We start from the raw sequence: 14585 nt of genomic DNA, 5'->3' as shown, positions 1-14585 counted from the left end.
CGTAGACGGCCACGCTCGCGATCCCGGCGTCCCGGCAGGCCCGGGCCACGCGGACAGCGATTTCGCCACGGTTGGCGATGAGCACCTTGCGCAGACTCACGTGTGTCCTCTCACGACGAAGACGTCCAGGCGGGCCGCGCTGCGGCCGCCCAGGCGACGGCGGATCCATGGGCGGGGTTGGCCCGGCACCAGGACAGTGCGGGTCGCGGCGGCGCCGACCTGCTCCCCGAACCTCGGGAGACGGACAGCAACACCGCTGCCAGCGCAACCAGTTCATCGGCGTCGGGGCTGCCGTGTGCCACCACGACGAGCGGCCGGCCGGCGCTCACTGGGGCTGGTTCCCGTGCTTGCGGGTGGGCAGCGGGGCGTGCTTGTGGCGCAGCATGGCCAGTGCCCCGATCAGCCGGGACCGCGTCTCGGCCGGGTCGATCACATCGTCGACCAGGCCGCGCTCGGCGGCGTAGTAAGGATGCATGAGCCGGGTGCGGTACTCCTCGATCCGCGCCCGGCGCGTCGCCTCGGGGTCGTCGGACGCCGCGATCTCCTTGCGGAAGACGACACCCGCGGCCCCCTCCGCGCCCATCACCGCGATCTCGTTGGTCGGCCAGGCCAGCGCCAGGTCGGTGCCGATGGAGCGGGAGTCCATGACGATGTACGCCCCGCCGTACGCCTTGCGCAGGGTCAGCGAGATCCTCGGCACGGTCGCGTTGCAGTACGCGTACAGCAGCTTCGCGCCGTGCCGGATGATCCCGCCGTGCTCCTGGTCGACACCCGGCAGGAAGCCGGGCACGTCGACGAGGGTGATCAGCGGGATGTTGAACGCGTCGCAGGTCTGCACGAACCGCGCGGCCTTCTCCGACGCCTCGATGTCCAGGACCCCCGCGAGCGCGGCGGGCTGGTTGGCGACGATGCCGACGACGTCGCCGTCCAGGCGGGCGAACGCGCAGATGATGTTGGTGGCCCAGGTCTCGTGGACCTCGAAGTACTCACCGTGGTCGACGATCTCGCCGATGACCTGCTTCATGTCGTACGCCCGGCCGGGCTCGGCGGGCACCAGGTCGTAGAGCGCCTCGTTGGTGCGGTCGGCGGGGTCGTCGGCCGGTTCGGCGGGCGGGCGTTCCCGGTTGTTGGCGGGCAGCAGCCCGAGCAGGTGCCGGACGTCCTCCAGGCAGGCCCGCTCGTCGTCGTACGCGAAGTGCGCGACGCCGGAGAGCGTGGAGTGCGCGTCGGCGCCGCCGAGCGCGTCCTGGGTGATCTGCTCGCCGGTGACGGCCTGGACCACGTCGGGCCCGGTGATGAACATCTGCGAGGTGCCGCGCACCATGAACACGAAGTCGGTGAGTGCCGGGGAGTACGCGGCGCCGCCCGCGCACGGCCCGAGGATCACCGAGATCTGCGGGATGACGCCGGAGTTGCGGACGTTGCGCTGGAAGATGCCGCCGTAGCCGGCCAGCGCGGTCACGCCCTCCTGGATGCGGGCACCCGCGCCGTCGCAGAGGCCGACGATGGGCGCACCGGCCTTCTCGGCCAGGTCCATGATCTTGTGGATCTTCTCGGCGTGGGCCTCACCGAGCGCGCCGCCGAAGATGCGGAAGTCGTGGGCGTAGGCGAAGACGGTACGGCCGTGCACCGTCCCCCAGCCGGTGACCACGCCGTCGGTGTACGGTCGCTTCGTCTCCAGGCCGAATCCGGTGGCCCGGTGCCGGCGCATCCCCTCGACCTCGGTGTACTCGCCCTCGTCGAAGAGGAGTGCCAGTCGCTCGCGCGCGGTCAGTTTGCCCTTGGCGTGCTGCGCCGCGGTGGCCGCCTCGCCCGGCCCGAGGCGCACGGCCTCGCGGACCTGGGCGAGTTCGGCCGTGCGGGCGCTCAGGGATGAGAAGTGAGCCGTCGACAACGGCCGCTCTTCAACGGTGCTCATGTGCCGCCCCCTTCTGGAAGGTTGTACAAGCGGTCATGCCGGACGAGGCTGTGCCCGGCGCCTAGAGCCGTCCTGGAAACCGTCTGGAAGCCGGGGTCAGGCGTGGCAGGCGGGCAGGCCGCCGTTGAACTCCACCATCTCCGCGAACAGCGCCGGCATGTCCACCGGGCAGCCGCGCTCGGCCCCGCGCTCCTCCAGGTAGGCGCGGTGCAGGTTCGGGACGATCCGCTCGGCGTCCAACAGCTTTTCGTAGACGCCTAGTTCGGCCTCACGGGCGACGTCCAGGACGGTGGCACCGGCCGCCACGCCGTCCTTCGCCAGCCGCTGGAGCAGCAGGAAATACCCCTCGGTGGTGTCCAGCAGTTCCTCGCCGGCCACCGGTCCGTGCCCGGCCACCACCACGCGGGGCCGCAGGTCGCGCAGTGCCCGCACGGCGTCGAGCGAGCCGGCCACCGAGCCCATCGGGCAGAACGGCGTCGCTCCGGACATCACGATGTCCCCGGTGAACAGCACACGCTGCCCGGGCAGCCACACCACGACGTCGCTGCCGGTGTGGGCGGGGCCCAGGTGCAGCACCTGGACCTCGGTGCCGCCGACGTGGACGGTGAGCCGGTCCTCGAACGTCACCTGGGGCGGGCGCAGTTCCAGATCGCCCCAGCACACATCCGGCCACAGCGTGGTCAGATGCAACCCGACCTGGGTCACTTCGGCCCGGGTGCCGCGGTGTCCGACCACGGCGGCCTCGGGGAAGAGGTAGTTGCCGAAGGTGTGGTCGCCGTGCGAGTGGGTGTTGACCAGCAGGCGGGGCAGGGCGGGGCTGACACTCTTGACGGCCTCGCGCAGCGCCAGGGCCCGGCGCTCGGTCGCCGCGGTGTCGACCAGCAGGGCCTCGCCGTCCGCCACGACGAGACCGGCGTTGTTCAGGCACCAGCCGCCGTCCGGCTGGACGTAGGCGTAGACGTCGTCGGCGATTTCCGTCAGATACGGCGGCATGCTCTCTCCTCGGTGGGTCCGTTCCGCTCTCGCCACGACCTTGCCGCCCCCGGCTCGAGGCCCACCGGCAGTCCCGCTCAAGCGCTCGCTCGTGACGGCCGTACGCTTCCTTCGCACAGCCGTCACGAGTGCGTCTGGAGGATGTCTCGGGCACCCGTCGAGCACGCCTGGAGCGGACGATGGGCGTGCCGCGCGCCGAGCGGCGCGAACCCTCACATACCGTCAGAAAGCGTTTACTCGTTCGGAACAGGCGCTGTGTATGATCAAGTTACTCAGGGGCCGACCGCCCTGAGGTGGGGGGCGGAACGTGATACGAGTCATGTTGGCCGAGGACATGGAGATGATCCGTGGTGCCCTCGTGGCCCTGCTGGCGGGCGAGCGCGGTATCGAGGTCGTGGCGGAAGTGGGCCGGGGGGACGCCGTCGTGCCGACGGCGCTGGAGCACCGCCCCGATGTCCTCGTGGTGGACATCGACCTGCCGGGACTGGATGGACTGAGCGCCGCCGCGGCCCTGCACGAGCAGTTGCCGCAGTGTCGCACACTGGTCCTGACGGCGCTGGGCCGGCCCGGAGCCCTGCAGCGGGCGATGGCCGCGGGCGTCAGCGGTTACCTGCTCAAGGAAGCACCGCCGAAGGAACTGGCCATGGCCATCCGGCGGATCGCCGCCGGCGGCCGGGTCATCGATCCCGAACTCGCGCTGGCCTCCTGGGAAAGCGATGTCAGCCCGCTGACCCCCCGTGAGACGGAAGTGCTGCGCCAGGCGGCCACCGGCGCCGATCCCGCGGAGATAGCCCGCCGTATGCACCTGTCGACCGGGACCGTCCGCAACTACCTCGCGTCCTCGGTCACCAAACTGCACGCGCGCAACCGACTGGACGCCGTGCGCATCGCCGAACAGGCGGGCTGGCTCTAGCCCACCACGGTCGCAGCGCCGTAGCTCACCACGGCCGCAACGCCGTAACCCTCCACGGCTGAAGCGCTGTGGTCCACCACGGTTGAACCGCTGAGGTCCGGAAGGACCGAACCACTGTGATGCGGCAGGACCGAAGCCCCGCCGGGGCCCGGCGGACCGGGCACCTCGGCAAGTCTCCGGGTGACGCGCGCGCTCGGCCGGCGCTCCTCAGGTCGCCGCATACGTTCCGTACGACGAGACGGACTGCGGGGCACGGGCGGTCAGATGGAACCAGCCCCCTTCGTGCGTCCACGTCAGCGTTCCGTCGAACGCGGTGAGCCGGGAGGAGAGGCTCGCCAGGCCGGTGCCCAGCGGCTCACCGCCGTCGAGCTCGCCCGGGTAGCCGTCGTTGGAGAGCCGTAGCATGACGGTGCCGTCCTCGCTGCTCAGCGTGATCCGGCAGAGGCCGGCCCTGCTGTGGCGCAGGATGTTGGTCGCGCCCTCGCGCAGTACGAGTGACAACGCCGCGCCCAGCGCCGGGTCGTGCACCTCCGAGGCGTCGCCGTAGACGAGGGTCTCCACGCCGGCCGCCGCCAGCACACGGCGTACGGAGGCGAGTTCGACGCCGAGGGTCAGCCGCCGGGCGGCCGAGGAGAAGGAGCGCATCTCGGCGAGCGTCCGGCGGGACAGTGCCAGCAGCTCGGCCACCTCTTCCCTGACCCGTGCGTCGTTCTGCACCAGGTACCGGTCGACGAGTTCCGCCTTGACCGTGATGGCCGACAGGCTGTAGCCGAGCACGTCGTGCACATCGCGCCGCAGTTGGCGGCCTTCACGCAGGGTCCGTTTCCTTTCCTCGACGATTCTGCGCTGCTGGGCCCAGAGCATCTCCCGGATACGACGCCGGCAGTCGAGCGCCACCACCGACACGACCAGGGCCAGGGCGGGGTAGCTCAGTGTGTCCGGCATGAGCACCAGCAACGGAGTCACCGCGAGCGCGGGCAGCAGGGCCACGGGAACGCACGGGCGGCGGGGCCCACAGGACGAGGCATCCATGACCAGCAGGGCCGGCAGGCCCGCGTACAGCATGACGGTCAGCAGGGCGACCAGGCCCCGCAATACTCCGTGGCCACCCCACAGGGCGGCGTCGGCCACCATGGCCGCTCCCGCTACGGGCACCGCGACGATCACCGCCGGAGCCAGGTGTCTCGCACATTTCCTGCGCGCGATGTGAGAGATCACGTGGCCCTGCCTAATACGGCTCGGGCGGGGCGGCCGATACATGTCACGAAGCCGGGGGGAAGCCGCCGGGTACAGGTGGTCAAACCGTAGAGATCGTGCATAACCATCCGGACCTCCTGTATTTTTTGTAGAGGCAGGTCCTGAAATTACAAACCGGTCTCACGGTTCGTCAACGGTTACCTGACCCCACTCCCCGGCCCGCGCACCGCCTTTCGAAGACGTCAGGGCAGACTTCGGCCCCTTCACCGGATGAACAAGCCCGCCGGATCGCCGGGGGCAAGGACGGGAAGTTCGCCCTTACCGAACCGACTCGCCGGTTTTGTTTGTGTGAATTCGTTGTTTCCGAGCGGGACGTGGGCGCAAGGAACCGGGGCGGCGGCGAACCGCGGCGGTGAGCGGGGGATTCCCACCGCCGCGGCAGGCCGCCGCCCCGGTGACCGCCGGTACGGCGACGACCGCCGCACCGGTCACGTCGTACCGGCGGTGCCTGGGTCAGGCCTTGGGCGCGGCCTGCCGGACGAAGTCCTCCAGCGAACCGGCCTTCACCTGCGGGTACTTGGCGTTGTCCAGGGTGTCGAACTTGCCCTTGCCGGTCACCATGCACCACTGGTACTGGAGACCCACGTACTCGAACGGGTTCTGGGTGGCGGCGGCCTGCCGGGTGATCTCGGCGCGCAGCTCGTCGGCGGTGCCGAGGTGCTTCAGGGTGAGGCTGCGGCCGGTGGCCCGCTCGAGGGTCTGGTGGAACTGGCGCATCGACAGCACCTCACCGGCGAACCGCTGGGTGCCCTTGGCCTCCGGGTCGAGGGCGACCGCGGCGGTGAAGGCGGCGGTGTCGGGGACCGAGGTCATGTCGAGCGGCTGGTCGGGGTCGCCGAAGTGGGAGACGGTGCCCGCCTCCCAGTCGACCAGGCCCATGAAGCCGATCATGACCTCGTAGAACGCGCCGTTGAGCACCGAGATCACATCGAGGCTGGTGTCGCCGTACGCGGCCGCGGCCTGCCGGCGCCAGCCGATCATGACGTTGTCCTCGTCGTCCAGCTTGGTGATGTCGATCGCGAAGTCGGACGGGATGAAGCGGCGGGCACCGGCCTGCTCGGCGGCACGCACCAGGTTCACCTGCCCGTCGATGATCAGGTCCGGGCCGCCCTGGATGGCCGAGATCACGGTCGTGGCGTCACCGATCGCGGCGGCCAGCTTCTCCACCGGGTCGGTGATGTCACCCTCGACGAGCTCCAGGCCACGGGCCTGAAGCGCGGTGAGGGCGGCCTTCTTGTCGCCGTCGGTGCCGGGCCGGACCAGCGCGCGCACGGAGGCGCCCTTGTCCAGCAGGTTGCTGACGATCTGGCCGCCCAGCAGGCCGGTGGCGCCGGCCACGAAGATCTTGGATGCGGTGGTCATGGTGTTGTCGTTCTCCTCGGTAAGACCCGGGCCTCGGCCGGCCCGGACGTTCGTGCGCAAGGTGCGTGCTGCGAAGGGTGGTTCACGGGATGAGCAGGGTCTTGCCGATGGTGCTGCGCGCCTCCACGGCGGCATGCGCCTCGGCCGCCCGCTCCAGCGGGTAGCTCTGGCCGACGACCGGCTTGATCTCGCCGGCGACCGCCAGGCCGAGCACGTCGGTGACCAGCTCGCGGGCGAACGCGGGCCGGTTCCAGATGAGACCCGCGCTGAAGCCGGTCAGGGTCAGGCCGCGGCCGAACAGCTCCATGGGCTTCACGTCGAGCGGCTGACCGCTGGAGAAGCCGAACACGATCTGGCGGCCGGCGCCGGGAGCGAGCAGCGAGAAGGAATCGCGCCCGAGCTCACCGCCGACGTGGTCGTAGACGACCTCGACGGCCCCCCCGGCGGCCTGGCGGACCTGCTCGGTCCAGCCCGGCAGCGAGTAGTCGATCACGTGGTCCGCGCCCAGCTCCTTGACCAGGCCGAGCTTGGCGGCGCCGCGGGCCGTGCCGATCACCGTCGCGCCGGCCCGCTTGAGCAGCTGGACGAGGATCGTGCCCACGGCGCCGGCGGCGGCCTGCACCAGGACCCGGTCGCCCGCGCCGACGCGTGCGGCGTCGATCAGGCCGCGGGCGGTGGCACCGTAGCGGTAGAGCGCGACGGCGTCGCGGAAGTCCAGCGCGTCGGGCACCGGGACGAGCTCGTCCGCGGGGGCGGTGGCGAGCTCGGCGTAGCCGCCGGCACCGCCGGTCGTGGCGAGCACCCGGCTGCCGACGAGCGAGGTGTCGACACCCGGCCCAGCCTCGATGACCTCACCCGCGATCTCCTTGCCGAGGATCACGGGCAGGGGCGCGCCGCCCAGGGCCCCGCGCATCATGCCGGAGCGGACCTGGGTCTCCAGGAACTGGATGCCGACGGCGGCCACCCGGATCACCACCTCGCCCCGGGCGGGGCGCGGATCGGGTACCTCGGCCACGGTCAGCCGGTCCGGAGGACCGAAATCTTTCAGCAGGACGGCACGCACCTGTCCTCACTCCTTCTTGGTGAATCGTGTACGGATTACTCGTCCGCGACGACGGGGACGAGCAGATGGCTGTCGAACCGGCCGCCGGTGCGGATGACGTGGTCGCCGGCGTTGCGGGTGAGGCGGTGTCCGGGCAGGACGCCGGTGACGACATCACCCGCCTGGACGACCACTTCGAGGCTGTCGCCCGGCTCGAAGAGCGTCGACGAGGGCCAGATCTCGATGTCGAGGGCGACCGGGACACCGGGTTCGAGGAGCTCCTCGCGGTCGTGCCGGTGCCAGGGCTGCCACGGCGTGGAGCGCCGCTCGTCCAGGGCCCGGTGGCTGGCCCGCAGCCAGCCGAGGGCGATGGGACCGTTGTCGTACAGCGCGAAGAACGGGAACGGCACCTCCTGGCCCGATGCGTCCTTCTTGCGCAGCGCGACGAAGACGTCGGCGTCGTCCGAGCCCCGGGCCTCCAGCCACAGCCGCAGCTTGGCGTGGCCGGTGAGCCGGGTCCGCTCGGTGAACCGGTAGCTGAAGCGCGTCCCGCCGACCCCGTCGCCGTCCTGGACCGGGTAGCTCACCTCGGCCTCGGCCAGCGGCGGCTTGTCGACCAGGGCGCCCTGGGCCGCGTCCAGGTGCAGCGGCACGTACTCGGTGCGGGCGATGGGCCACTCCCGCTCCTGGGCGACATAGCCGGCGTTCGCCCGTTCGCGCACCTCGGTGAGCACCTTCGGCCGGTCGGTCCAGCCGTTGTCCTCGCCCTTCAGCGCCCAGTCGAAGAACTTCAGCTGGCTGGCGACGTTCTCGGGCCGGTAGTAGTACTCCCAGGTCTTGCGGCCGTGCACCTCCAGCCACTTGTGGGCCGAGGAGATGCGCTTGAAGCCCTCCAGGGTGCCGCGGCCGTGCAGGCCCTGGTTGGACCAGCTCGCGACGACGTACGCCGGCACCTCGACGTTCTCCAGGACCGCTCGCTTGGCGTCCCAGTACGCGTCGTCGAAGGGGTGCTCGGCGGCGAGGCGCTCCAGGTCCTCCACGCGGGTGGAGGAGTAGCCGAGGCTGTGCCGGGCGAACACCTCCATGAAGCCGGTCTCCGGGATGCCGCCGTGGTAGGCGATGTCCCGGTAGAAGTCGGTCAGGCCCTCCCACGGGTTGATCGCGGCCAGGTGCGGCGGCCGGGTGGCGGCCACCCGCCACTGCGCGATGCTCAGGTACGACACGCCGGACAGGCCGACCTTGCCGTTGGACCAGTCACGGGTGCCGGCCCACTCGATCGCGTCGTGGAAGTCCTGCGCCTCCTGCTCCGAGGCGAGGGTGTAGTCGCCGGGGGTGCTCCAGGTGCCGCGCGGGTCGACGTAGACCACCGCGTAGCCGTGGCGGCACCAGAACAGCGGGTCCGGGGCCTCGATCGCCGCGTACGGGGACACCCAGGACGGGTCCACGCCGCTGGCGGCGCTGCGGCTGGGGGCGGTGCTGCGACCGCCGTGCTTGCCGTACGGGCCCCAGGAGATCAGCACCGGCAGCGGTGCCGTGCCGGGGTCGGCGGGCCGGTGCACGTCGGCGTACAGGACGCTGCCGTCCCGGACCGGGATCTCGACGTCGCGGTCGATGCGCATTCCGTCGGCGACGCGCGAACCCGGCGCGAACCCAGGGTAGTTGCCGTCGGCCAGCGGGTTGGGCTCACGGAAGTACAGGTGGGGGTAAGTGAGTTGGGGCTTGTCGGTGCTCACGAGGTCTCCTTTTGAGGAAAGTCGGCCGTCAGGAGCGGTTCTTGGCGACGCGTGGCAGGACGAGTGCCGACGCCGCGCCGAGGACCACGAAGGCCGCGGCCACCAGGAAGGCCAGGCCGTAGCCGGAGACCAGGTTGTCCGAGCTGGGCTGAGCGTCACCGGAGAGCGACTGGATACGGCTCGTCGCGATGGTGGTGAGGATGGCGAGGCCGAGGGCGCCGCCGATCTGCCGTGAGGTGTTGAGCAGTCCGGAGACCACTCCGGCGTCGGCGGGCGCGACCCCGGAGGTGGCGGCCGCGGCGACGGGGGTGAAGACCAGTCCGACGCCGAGCGCCATCAGCATGCCGGGCAGCACGACCATCAGCACGAAGTCGCTGTGCGGGCCGAGCTGGGACTGCCACACGAAGCCGGCGAGCGCGCTGAGGGCACCGGCCAGGATGAGCGGACGGGTGCCGGCTCTGGAGATGAGCCGGGAGCTGAGCCGCGCCCCGGTCATCACCATCAGTGTGTGCGGCAGGAAGGCCAGTCCGGCCTGGATGGGGCTGAAGCCGCGCACGTTCTGCAGGTACAGCGAGACGAAGTACCACATCGACAGGAACGCGGCGTTCATCAGCAGCCCCACCAGATTGCCGCCGGCGACCGAGCGGGCGCGCAGCAGGCCGAGCCGGATCAGCGGGACCTTGGCGACGCGCTCCTCGACGAAGCAGAACAGCGCGAGCAGCACCAGGCCGATGATCAGCGGTGGCAGGACTTGCGGTGAAGTCCAGCCGTACGAGGCGGTGTTGACGATGCCGTAGACGAGGGCGAGGAGTGCGAGGGTGACGGTGGCGGCGCCCAGGATGTCGAGCCGGCGCGGTCCTTCGCTGCGCCGGTGGTCGAGGTAGCGCACGCAGCCCGCGATGAGCGCGATGCCGATGGGGATGTTGACCAGGAGGATCCAGCGCCAGGACAGATAGCCGGTGAGCAGCCCGCCGGCGATGGAGCCGACCGCGCCGGCACCGCCCGCCACCGCGCTCCACAGGCCCAGCGCGGAGGCCCGCTTGGGGCCCTCGGGGAAGGTGGTGGTGAGCAGGGCGAGGGTGATCGGCGACAGGAAGGCGGCGCCGACGCCCTGCACGACACGGGCGACGATCAGGACGCCGGGGCTGTCCGCGAGGCCGCCGACCAGGCTCGCCGCGGTGAACACGGCGATGCCGGCGATGTAGACGCGTTTGCGGCCGAGCAGGTCACCGGCCCGTCCGCCGAGCATCAGGAAGCCGGCGAAGGCGAGCGTGTAGGCGTTCACGACCCATTGCAGGCCGGTGTCGCTGAAGCCGAGACCGGTCTGGATGGACGGTAACGCGACGTTCACGATGGACACGTCGAGCAGGACCATGAACTGGCCGAGGCAGGCGAGGGTGACGATCACCCAGGGTGGTGCGGTGCGGTCCGGGGACCGCGTGGTGCCGGCGGCCGGAGTGGCCGCGCCGCCGCCACTCGTGCCGTCCTGGGTCCCTAAGTGGGTCACGGTCCCTACCCCTTCTTCTCGATCGCTTCGGCGAAGGCCGCCAGACGTGTGGCCAGACTCCTGACGTCGGCGGTGTTCCAGTCCTCCATCAGCTCGGCCACGATGGCGGCCCGGGCCTGCCAGAGCTTGCGGACGGCCTGCTTGCCGACCCGGCTGACGGTCACCAACTGGGCGCGGGCGTCCGCCGGGTCGGGCTCGCGGACGATGAAGCCGCGAGTCTCCAGCCGCTTGGCGGGCGGGGTGAGCGTGGACTTGTCGACCTCCATCAGGTCCGCGAGGACCGACAGCCGCACGGGTGCGTGCTGGGAGATCTGGGCGAGCAACGTGTAGTCCCCGATGGAGAGTTCGAGACCGGAGGCCGCCATGATGCGGCGCCTCGCCGCCGTGGAGAACATCCAGTTCCCCACCACGGCAAGGGCCGACGCCACCTCACCGGAGACCTCGCGATGCTCGTCCGGTCCGCCTGGCGGAGTGGCCGACGTGCGTCCCATGTCCGACACCGATCCCGCTCGGTTGGTTTTGACAAACCAACTATTACCCAGTGGTCCGGTCTCTGGCAAGTACGTTCTCTCTCGATCCGGCCTCCAGCCGACTGCGAGCCCGGCTTGCGAGCGTCGCCGTACCGCAGTCGACATCAGCCCGCGAGGTGCACAGTGGAATTCGGAGTGACCTTCTTCCCGACCGTGGGTCCCGCCGACAAGGACGGCGCGACCTACTACGACGAGGCACTGTCCGTGGCCGAGCACGCCGACGCGCTCGGCTACCAGCACGTGAAGATCGTCGAGCACTACTTCTTCCGGTACGGCGGCTACAGCCCCGACCCGGTCACCTTCCTGGCCGCCGCGGCCGCCCGCACCCGCCGCATCCGGCTGATCACCGGCACCGTGCTGCCCGCGTTCACCCACCCCGTCAAGCTCGCGGGCAAGCTCGCCATGCTGGACAACCTCTCGCACGGCCGGCTGGAGGTGGGCTTCGGACGGGCCTTCCTGCCCGACGAGTTCGCGGCCTTCGGCGTGTCCATCGACGACAGCCGCGCCCTGTTCGAGGAGAACGTGGAGGCGATCCGCCGCCTGTGGACCGAGGAGGATGTGGTCTGGGAGGGGCGCTTCCACAAGTTCGGCCCGGTCACCCTGCAGCCGCGCCCGGTGCAGCGCCCGCACCCGCCGACCCATGTCGCCACCGCCATGAGCCTGGAGTCCTGCGAGTCCGCCGGCCGCGCCGGCCACCACCTGCTGCTCGTGCCCGCGACCTCGTCCGTCGAGAAGGCCCAGGAGATGCTCGGCGCCTACCGGGCGGCGCGCGCCGCGGCGGGCCACGAGGGCCCGGGCCGCGTGCAGTTCAGCTACCCCACCTACGTCGCCGAGGACGGCGACGAGGCCCGCCGGCTGGCCCGCCGGGACGACGAGGCGTACAACCAGCGCATGGCCGAGGCCGTCTCCGCGTGGGGACGCGTCTCCAGCAGCGCCTACCCGGGCTACGACAGGATCCTCGAGGCCACCCGCACCTACGACTTCGACAAGAAGCTGGAGGCGGACAAGCTGCTGGCCGGGTCGCCGGCCGAGATCCGCGCCCAGATCGAGCGCATCCAGGGCTGGTTCGGCCCGGACATCACCCTCAGCCTGACCATCCACTCCGGGCTGCTGCCCGTGGAGGTCGCCAAGCGCTCGACGGAGCTGTTCGCGCGGCAGGTGGCGCCGCACTTCGCCACGCCGGCCCGATGACCGGGCCCGTACGCACCGTCACCGTGGTCGGCGCGGGCACCATCGGCCTGGCCTGGACCACGCTGTTCCTCGCCCACGGACTCGACGTACGGCTCAGCACCGGCAGGGCCGACGCCGAGCGGGCGGCGCGCGAGGCGGTGGAGCTGTTCGCCCCGTCGCTGCCCGTCCCGCCCGCAGAGCCGGACCGGCTGCTGGACCGGCTCACGATCGAACCGGACGTGGCCAAGGCGGTCGCCGGGACCGATCTCGTGCAGGAGAACGTACGCGAGCAACTCGCCCTCAAGCAGGAGCTGTTCGCCGAGGTCGAGCGGGCCGCTCCGGACCATGTGCTGCTGCTGTCGTCGTCCTCGTCACTGTCCGCGGACGCGCTGGGCGCCACCATGGACGACCCCTCGGGGCTGCTGGTCGGCCACCCGTTCAACCCGGCCCATCTGATGCCGCTGGTGGAGCTGGTCCCGGGCACCCGCACCCGGCCCGACGCCGTCGAGCGGGCCGCCGCGTTCTACCGGTCCCTGGGCAAGGTGCCGGTCGCGCTGCGCCGCCCCATGGCCGGCACCCCCGCGAACCGGCTGCAGTCGGCCCTGTTCCGGGAGGCCGTGCACCTGGTCGCCGAGGGCTACCTCACGGCCGAGGAGGCCGACGCCGTGGTGACCGGCTCGATCGGACTGCGCTGGGCGGCGGTCGGGCCGTTCCAGGCGTTCCACCTGGGCGGCGGCCCCGGGGGCCTGCGGCGGATGCTGGGTGCCGTCGGGGACCGGATGGCCGCCGAGTGGGAGCACCTGGGCACGCCCGGTCTCACCGACGACATCGTGCGGACGCTCGCCGAGCAGACCGAGCGGGCGTACGGACAGGGCGCCGACGCCTACCGGCGGCTGGTCGCCGCGCGGGACGTGCGCCAAGGGGCCGTGCTCGCCGCGCTGCGGGCCGGCGAGGACACCGGGAGGGCGGATCCGTGACCGGCGGCATCACCGACACGGTGCGGGGCGTCGACGCCGACAGCTTCCGGGCGGCCCTGGCCCGGTTCGCCAGCGGGGTGGTCGTGGTCACCGCGCGCGACGCGCTCGGGGCGCCGCACGGCTTCACCGCGAGCTCCTTCTGCTCGGTGTCGCTGCGGCCGCCGCTCGTGCTCGTCTGTCTGGCCGAGACCGCCACGTCGTACGACACGTTCACCCGGGCCGCCGACTGCGGGATCAGCATCCTCGCCCACGACCAGACGGGCGTCGCACGACGGTTCGCCACCCGGGGCGCCGACAAGTTCACGGACGGCGCCTTCGAGACGCTGCCCAACGGCACGCCGGCGGTGCGCGGCGCCCTGGCCACGCTCGCCTGCCGGATCCGGCAGCGGCACACCGCGGGCGACCACATGATCCTCGTGGCGGAGGTCACCCACACCGGCGAGGGCGAGGGGCACCCGATGCTCTACTTCGACGGCGCCTTCCGGGAACTGGCGCCCTGACGGTACGTCAGCCGCCTTGCGAGCCGCTCTCGATCGCCGCTCTAGGACAGCCGAACAGACTCATTTCCGCACCACGCACCACGCACCACCTCAGAAGCGCTTCCACGCATCACCTCACCATCGACACCTCATCTGGAAGAGGGCACCTCATGCGCAGCATCGCCACCCGCGCCGGCGTCGTCGCCGCCACCGCCGTACTCGCCCTGACGGGCCTGGGCGCGGCCACCGCGTCCGCGGCCACCACCACCGCCGACGTCCCGGTCGCCGCCGACGTGACGTACGCCAGCCTGGCCGGCGAGTGGCTCGGCTCCGGCACCGCCGGTCCCAACCCGGTCGAGCCGCACTTCTTCTTCTACGGCAACGGCACCCTGAAGATGATCCCCGAGGACAACGCCTACCTCGCCACCGGCACCTGGAAGCAGAGCGGCTCCTCGTTCACCTTCCACCTGGAGCACCCGATCTACGACTCCACCGGCGCCGTCGTCTCCTACATCAAGGCCGACCAGACCGGCACCATCAACGGCGACACCTGGTCCTCGACCGGCACTTCGGGCCGCTACGACACCCAGGGCAACCTTATCGAGACGTTCACCGTCACCCTGACGGCCCACCGCGTCTGACCCCCGCCCGGCGAAGACCCCCATGCCACTTCGGCACGGGGGTCTTCGCTGTGTTCGAGGGCA

Annotated in this window: 15 protein-coding genes; 5 read left to right on the top strand and 10 right to left on the bottom strand. The window is 71.2% G+C overall.

Translation table 11 applies throughout. The annotated features are described in order from the left end of the window. From IH25_RS39960 to IH25_RS0127895, 4 genes are all read right to left on the bottom strand, one after another. Positions 1 to 94, bottom strand: a 94-nt coding sequence (locus tag IH25_RS39960) for a biotin carboxylase N-terminal domain-containing protein (RefSeq protein WP_280842533.1), incomplete at its 3' end; no start/stop codon positions are given. A gap of 16 nt (positions 95 to 110) precedes the next feature. After that, the gene (locus IH25_RS43125; protein WP_369405229.1) at positions 111 to 302 is read right to left on the bottom strand and encodes an acyl-CoA carboxylase epsilon subunit; all 192 of its coding nucleotides are present in this window, start codon (positions 300 to 302) and stop codon (positions 111 to 113) included. Between the two features lie 23 nt (positions 303 to 325). Then, the gene (locus tag IH25_RS0127900) at positions 326 to 1918 is read right to left on the bottom strand and encodes an acyl-CoA carboxylase subunit beta (protein ID WP_030616394.1); all 1593 of its coding nucleotides are present in this window, start codon (positions 1916 to 1918) and stop codon (positions 326 to 328) included. 96 nt (positions 1919 to 2014) lie between these two features. Continuing rightward, complete coding sequence (locus IH25_RS0127895) at positions 2015 to 2911, bottom strand: MBL fold metallo-hydrolase (protein WP_030616391.1); 897 nt, start codon at positions 2909 to 2911, stop codon at positions 2015 to 2017. Positions 2912 to 3218: 307 nt separating this feature from the next. On the opposite strand from IH25_RS0127895, the gene IH25_RS0127890 reads away from it, so the two are divergent. Continuing rightward, complete coding sequence (locus IH25_RS0127890; RefSeq protein ID WP_078844449.1) at positions 3219 to 3824, top strand: response regulator transcription factor; 606 nt, start codon at positions 3219 to 3221, stop codon at positions 3822 to 3824. Between the two features lie 207 nt (positions 3825 to 4031). Here IH25_RS0127890 and IH25_RS38675 read toward each other — a convergent pair whose 3' ends face one another. From IH25_RS38675 to IH25_RS39955, 6 genes are all read right to left on the bottom strand, one after another. Then, positions 4032 to 4958 (bottom strand): sensor histidine kinase, encoded by a 927-nt coding sequence (locus IH25_RS38675; RefSeq protein WP_051754152.1) that lies wholly within the window; start codon positions 4956 to 4958, stop codon positions 4032 to 4034. 576 nt (positions 4959 to 5534) lie between these two features. Then, on the bottom strand, positions 5535 to 6443 hold the full coding sequence (locus tag IH25_RS0127880; protein ID WP_030616382.1) for an NmrA family NAD(P)-binding protein: 909 nt from the start codon (positions 6441 to 6443) through the stop codon (positions 5535 to 5537). A gap of 82 nt (positions 6444 to 6525) precedes the next feature. After that, positions 6526 to 7506, bottom strand: a complete 981-nt coding sequence (locus tag IH25_RS0127875; protein WP_030616379.1) for a quinone oxidoreductase family protein — start codon at positions 7504 to 7506, stop codon at positions 6526 to 6528. Between the two features lie 35 nt (positions 7507 to 7541). Further along, the gene (locus IH25_RS0127870) at positions 7542 to 9218 is read right to left on the bottom strand and encodes a CocE/NonD family hydrolase (protein WP_051754151.1); all 1677 of its coding nucleotides are present in this window, start codon (positions 9216 to 9218) and stop codon (positions 7542 to 7544) included. 28 nt (positions 9219 to 9246) lie between these two features. Next, the gene (locus IH25_RS0127865; RefSeq protein ID WP_051754150.1) at positions 9247 to 10725 is read right to left on the bottom strand and encodes an MFS transporter; all 1479 of its coding nucleotides are present in this window, start codon (positions 10723 to 10725) and stop codon (positions 9247 to 9249) included. A 5-nt stretch (positions 10726 to 10730) separates the two neighbouring features. After that, positions 10731 to 11216 (bottom strand): MarR family winged helix-turn-helix transcriptional regulator, encoded by a 486-nt coding sequence (locus IH25_RS39955; protein WP_157847029.1) that lies wholly within the window; start codon positions 11214 to 11216, stop codon positions 10731 to 10733. Between the two features lie 174 nt (positions 11217 to 11390). Here IH25_RS39955 and IH25_RS0127855 point away from each other — a divergent pair, with 174 nt between their 5' ends. The 4 genes from IH25_RS0127855 to IH25_RS0127840 all read left to right on the top strand — a co-directional run bounded on the left by IH25_RS0127855 (position 11391) and on the right by IH25_RS0127840 (position 14522). Further along, positions 11391 to 12446 carry an LLM class flavin-dependent oxidoreductase gene (locus tag IH25_RS0127855; RefSeq protein ID WP_245172898.1) on the top strand — a complete coding sequence of 352 codons (1056 nt, stop codon included), beginning with the start codon at positions 11391 to 11393 and terminating at the stop codon, positions 12444 to 12446. Then, positions 12443 to 13402 carry a 3-hydroxyacyl-CoA dehydrogenase NAD-binding domain-containing protein gene (locus tag IH25_RS0127850; protein WP_030616363.1) on the top strand — a complete coding sequence of 320 codons (960 nt, stop codon included), beginning with the start codon at positions 12443 to 12445 and terminating at the stop codon, positions 13400 to 13402. The genes IH25_RS0127855 and IH25_RS0127850 overlap by 4 nt, the downstream gene beginning before the upstream one ends. Then, on the top strand, positions 13399 to 13902 hold the full coding sequence (locus IH25_RS0127845) for a flavin reductase family protein (protein ID WP_051754148.1): 504 nt from the start codon (positions 13399 to 13401) through the stop codon (positions 13900 to 13902). The genes IH25_RS0127850 and IH25_RS0127845 overlap by 4 nt, the downstream gene beginning before the upstream one ends. A gap of 149 nt (positions 13903 to 14051) precedes the next feature. Continuing rightward, entirely contained in the window at positions 14052 to 14522 is a 471-nt protein-coding gene (locus tag IH25_RS0127840; protein WP_030616356.1) for a hypothetical protein, read from the top strand. Positions 14523 to 14585: the final 63 nt, after the last annotated feature.

The organism is Streptomyces achromogenes subsp. achromogenes (assembly GCF_000720835.1).
In the GTDB taxonomy this organism is placed as follows: domain Bacteria; phylum Actinomycetota; class Actinomycetes; order Streptomycetales; family Streptomycetaceae; genus Streptomyces; species Streptomyces achromogenes.
This window is presented reverse-complemented; position numbering and strand designations above follow the sequence as displayed.

Excerpts from the sequence above, each read along its gene's own strand:
- IH25_RS0127900 (WP_030616394.1), bottom strand. The coding sequence starts at position 1,918 with ATGAGCACCGTTGAAGAGCGGCCGTTGTCGACGGCTCACTTCTCATCC.
- IH25_RS0127895 (WP_030616391.1), bottom strand. The coding sequence starts at position 2,911 with ATGCCGCCGTATCTGACGGAAATCGCCGACGACGTCTACGCCTACGTC.
- IH25_RS38675 (WP_051754152.1), bottom strand. The coding sequence starts at position 4,958 with ATGGTGGCCGACGCCGCCCTGTGGGGTGGCCACGGAGTATTGCGGGGC.
- IH25_RS0127880 (WP_030616382.1), bottom strand. The coding sequence starts at position 6,443 with ATGACCACCGCATCCAAGATCTTCGTGGCCGGCGCCACCGGCCTGCTG.
- IH25_RS39955 (WP_157847029.1), bottom strand. The coding sequence starts at position 11,216 with ATGGGACGCACGTCGGCCACTCCGCCAGGCGGACCGGACGAGCATCGC.
- IH25_RS0127850 (WP_030616363.1), top strand. The coding sequence starts at position 12,443 with ATGACCGGGCCCGTACGCACCGTCACCGTGGTCGGCGCGGGCACCATC.
- IH25_RS0127840 (WP_030616356.1), top strand. The coding sequence starts at position 14,052 with ATGCGCAGCATCGCCACCCGCGCCGGCGTCGTCGCCGCCACCGCCGTA.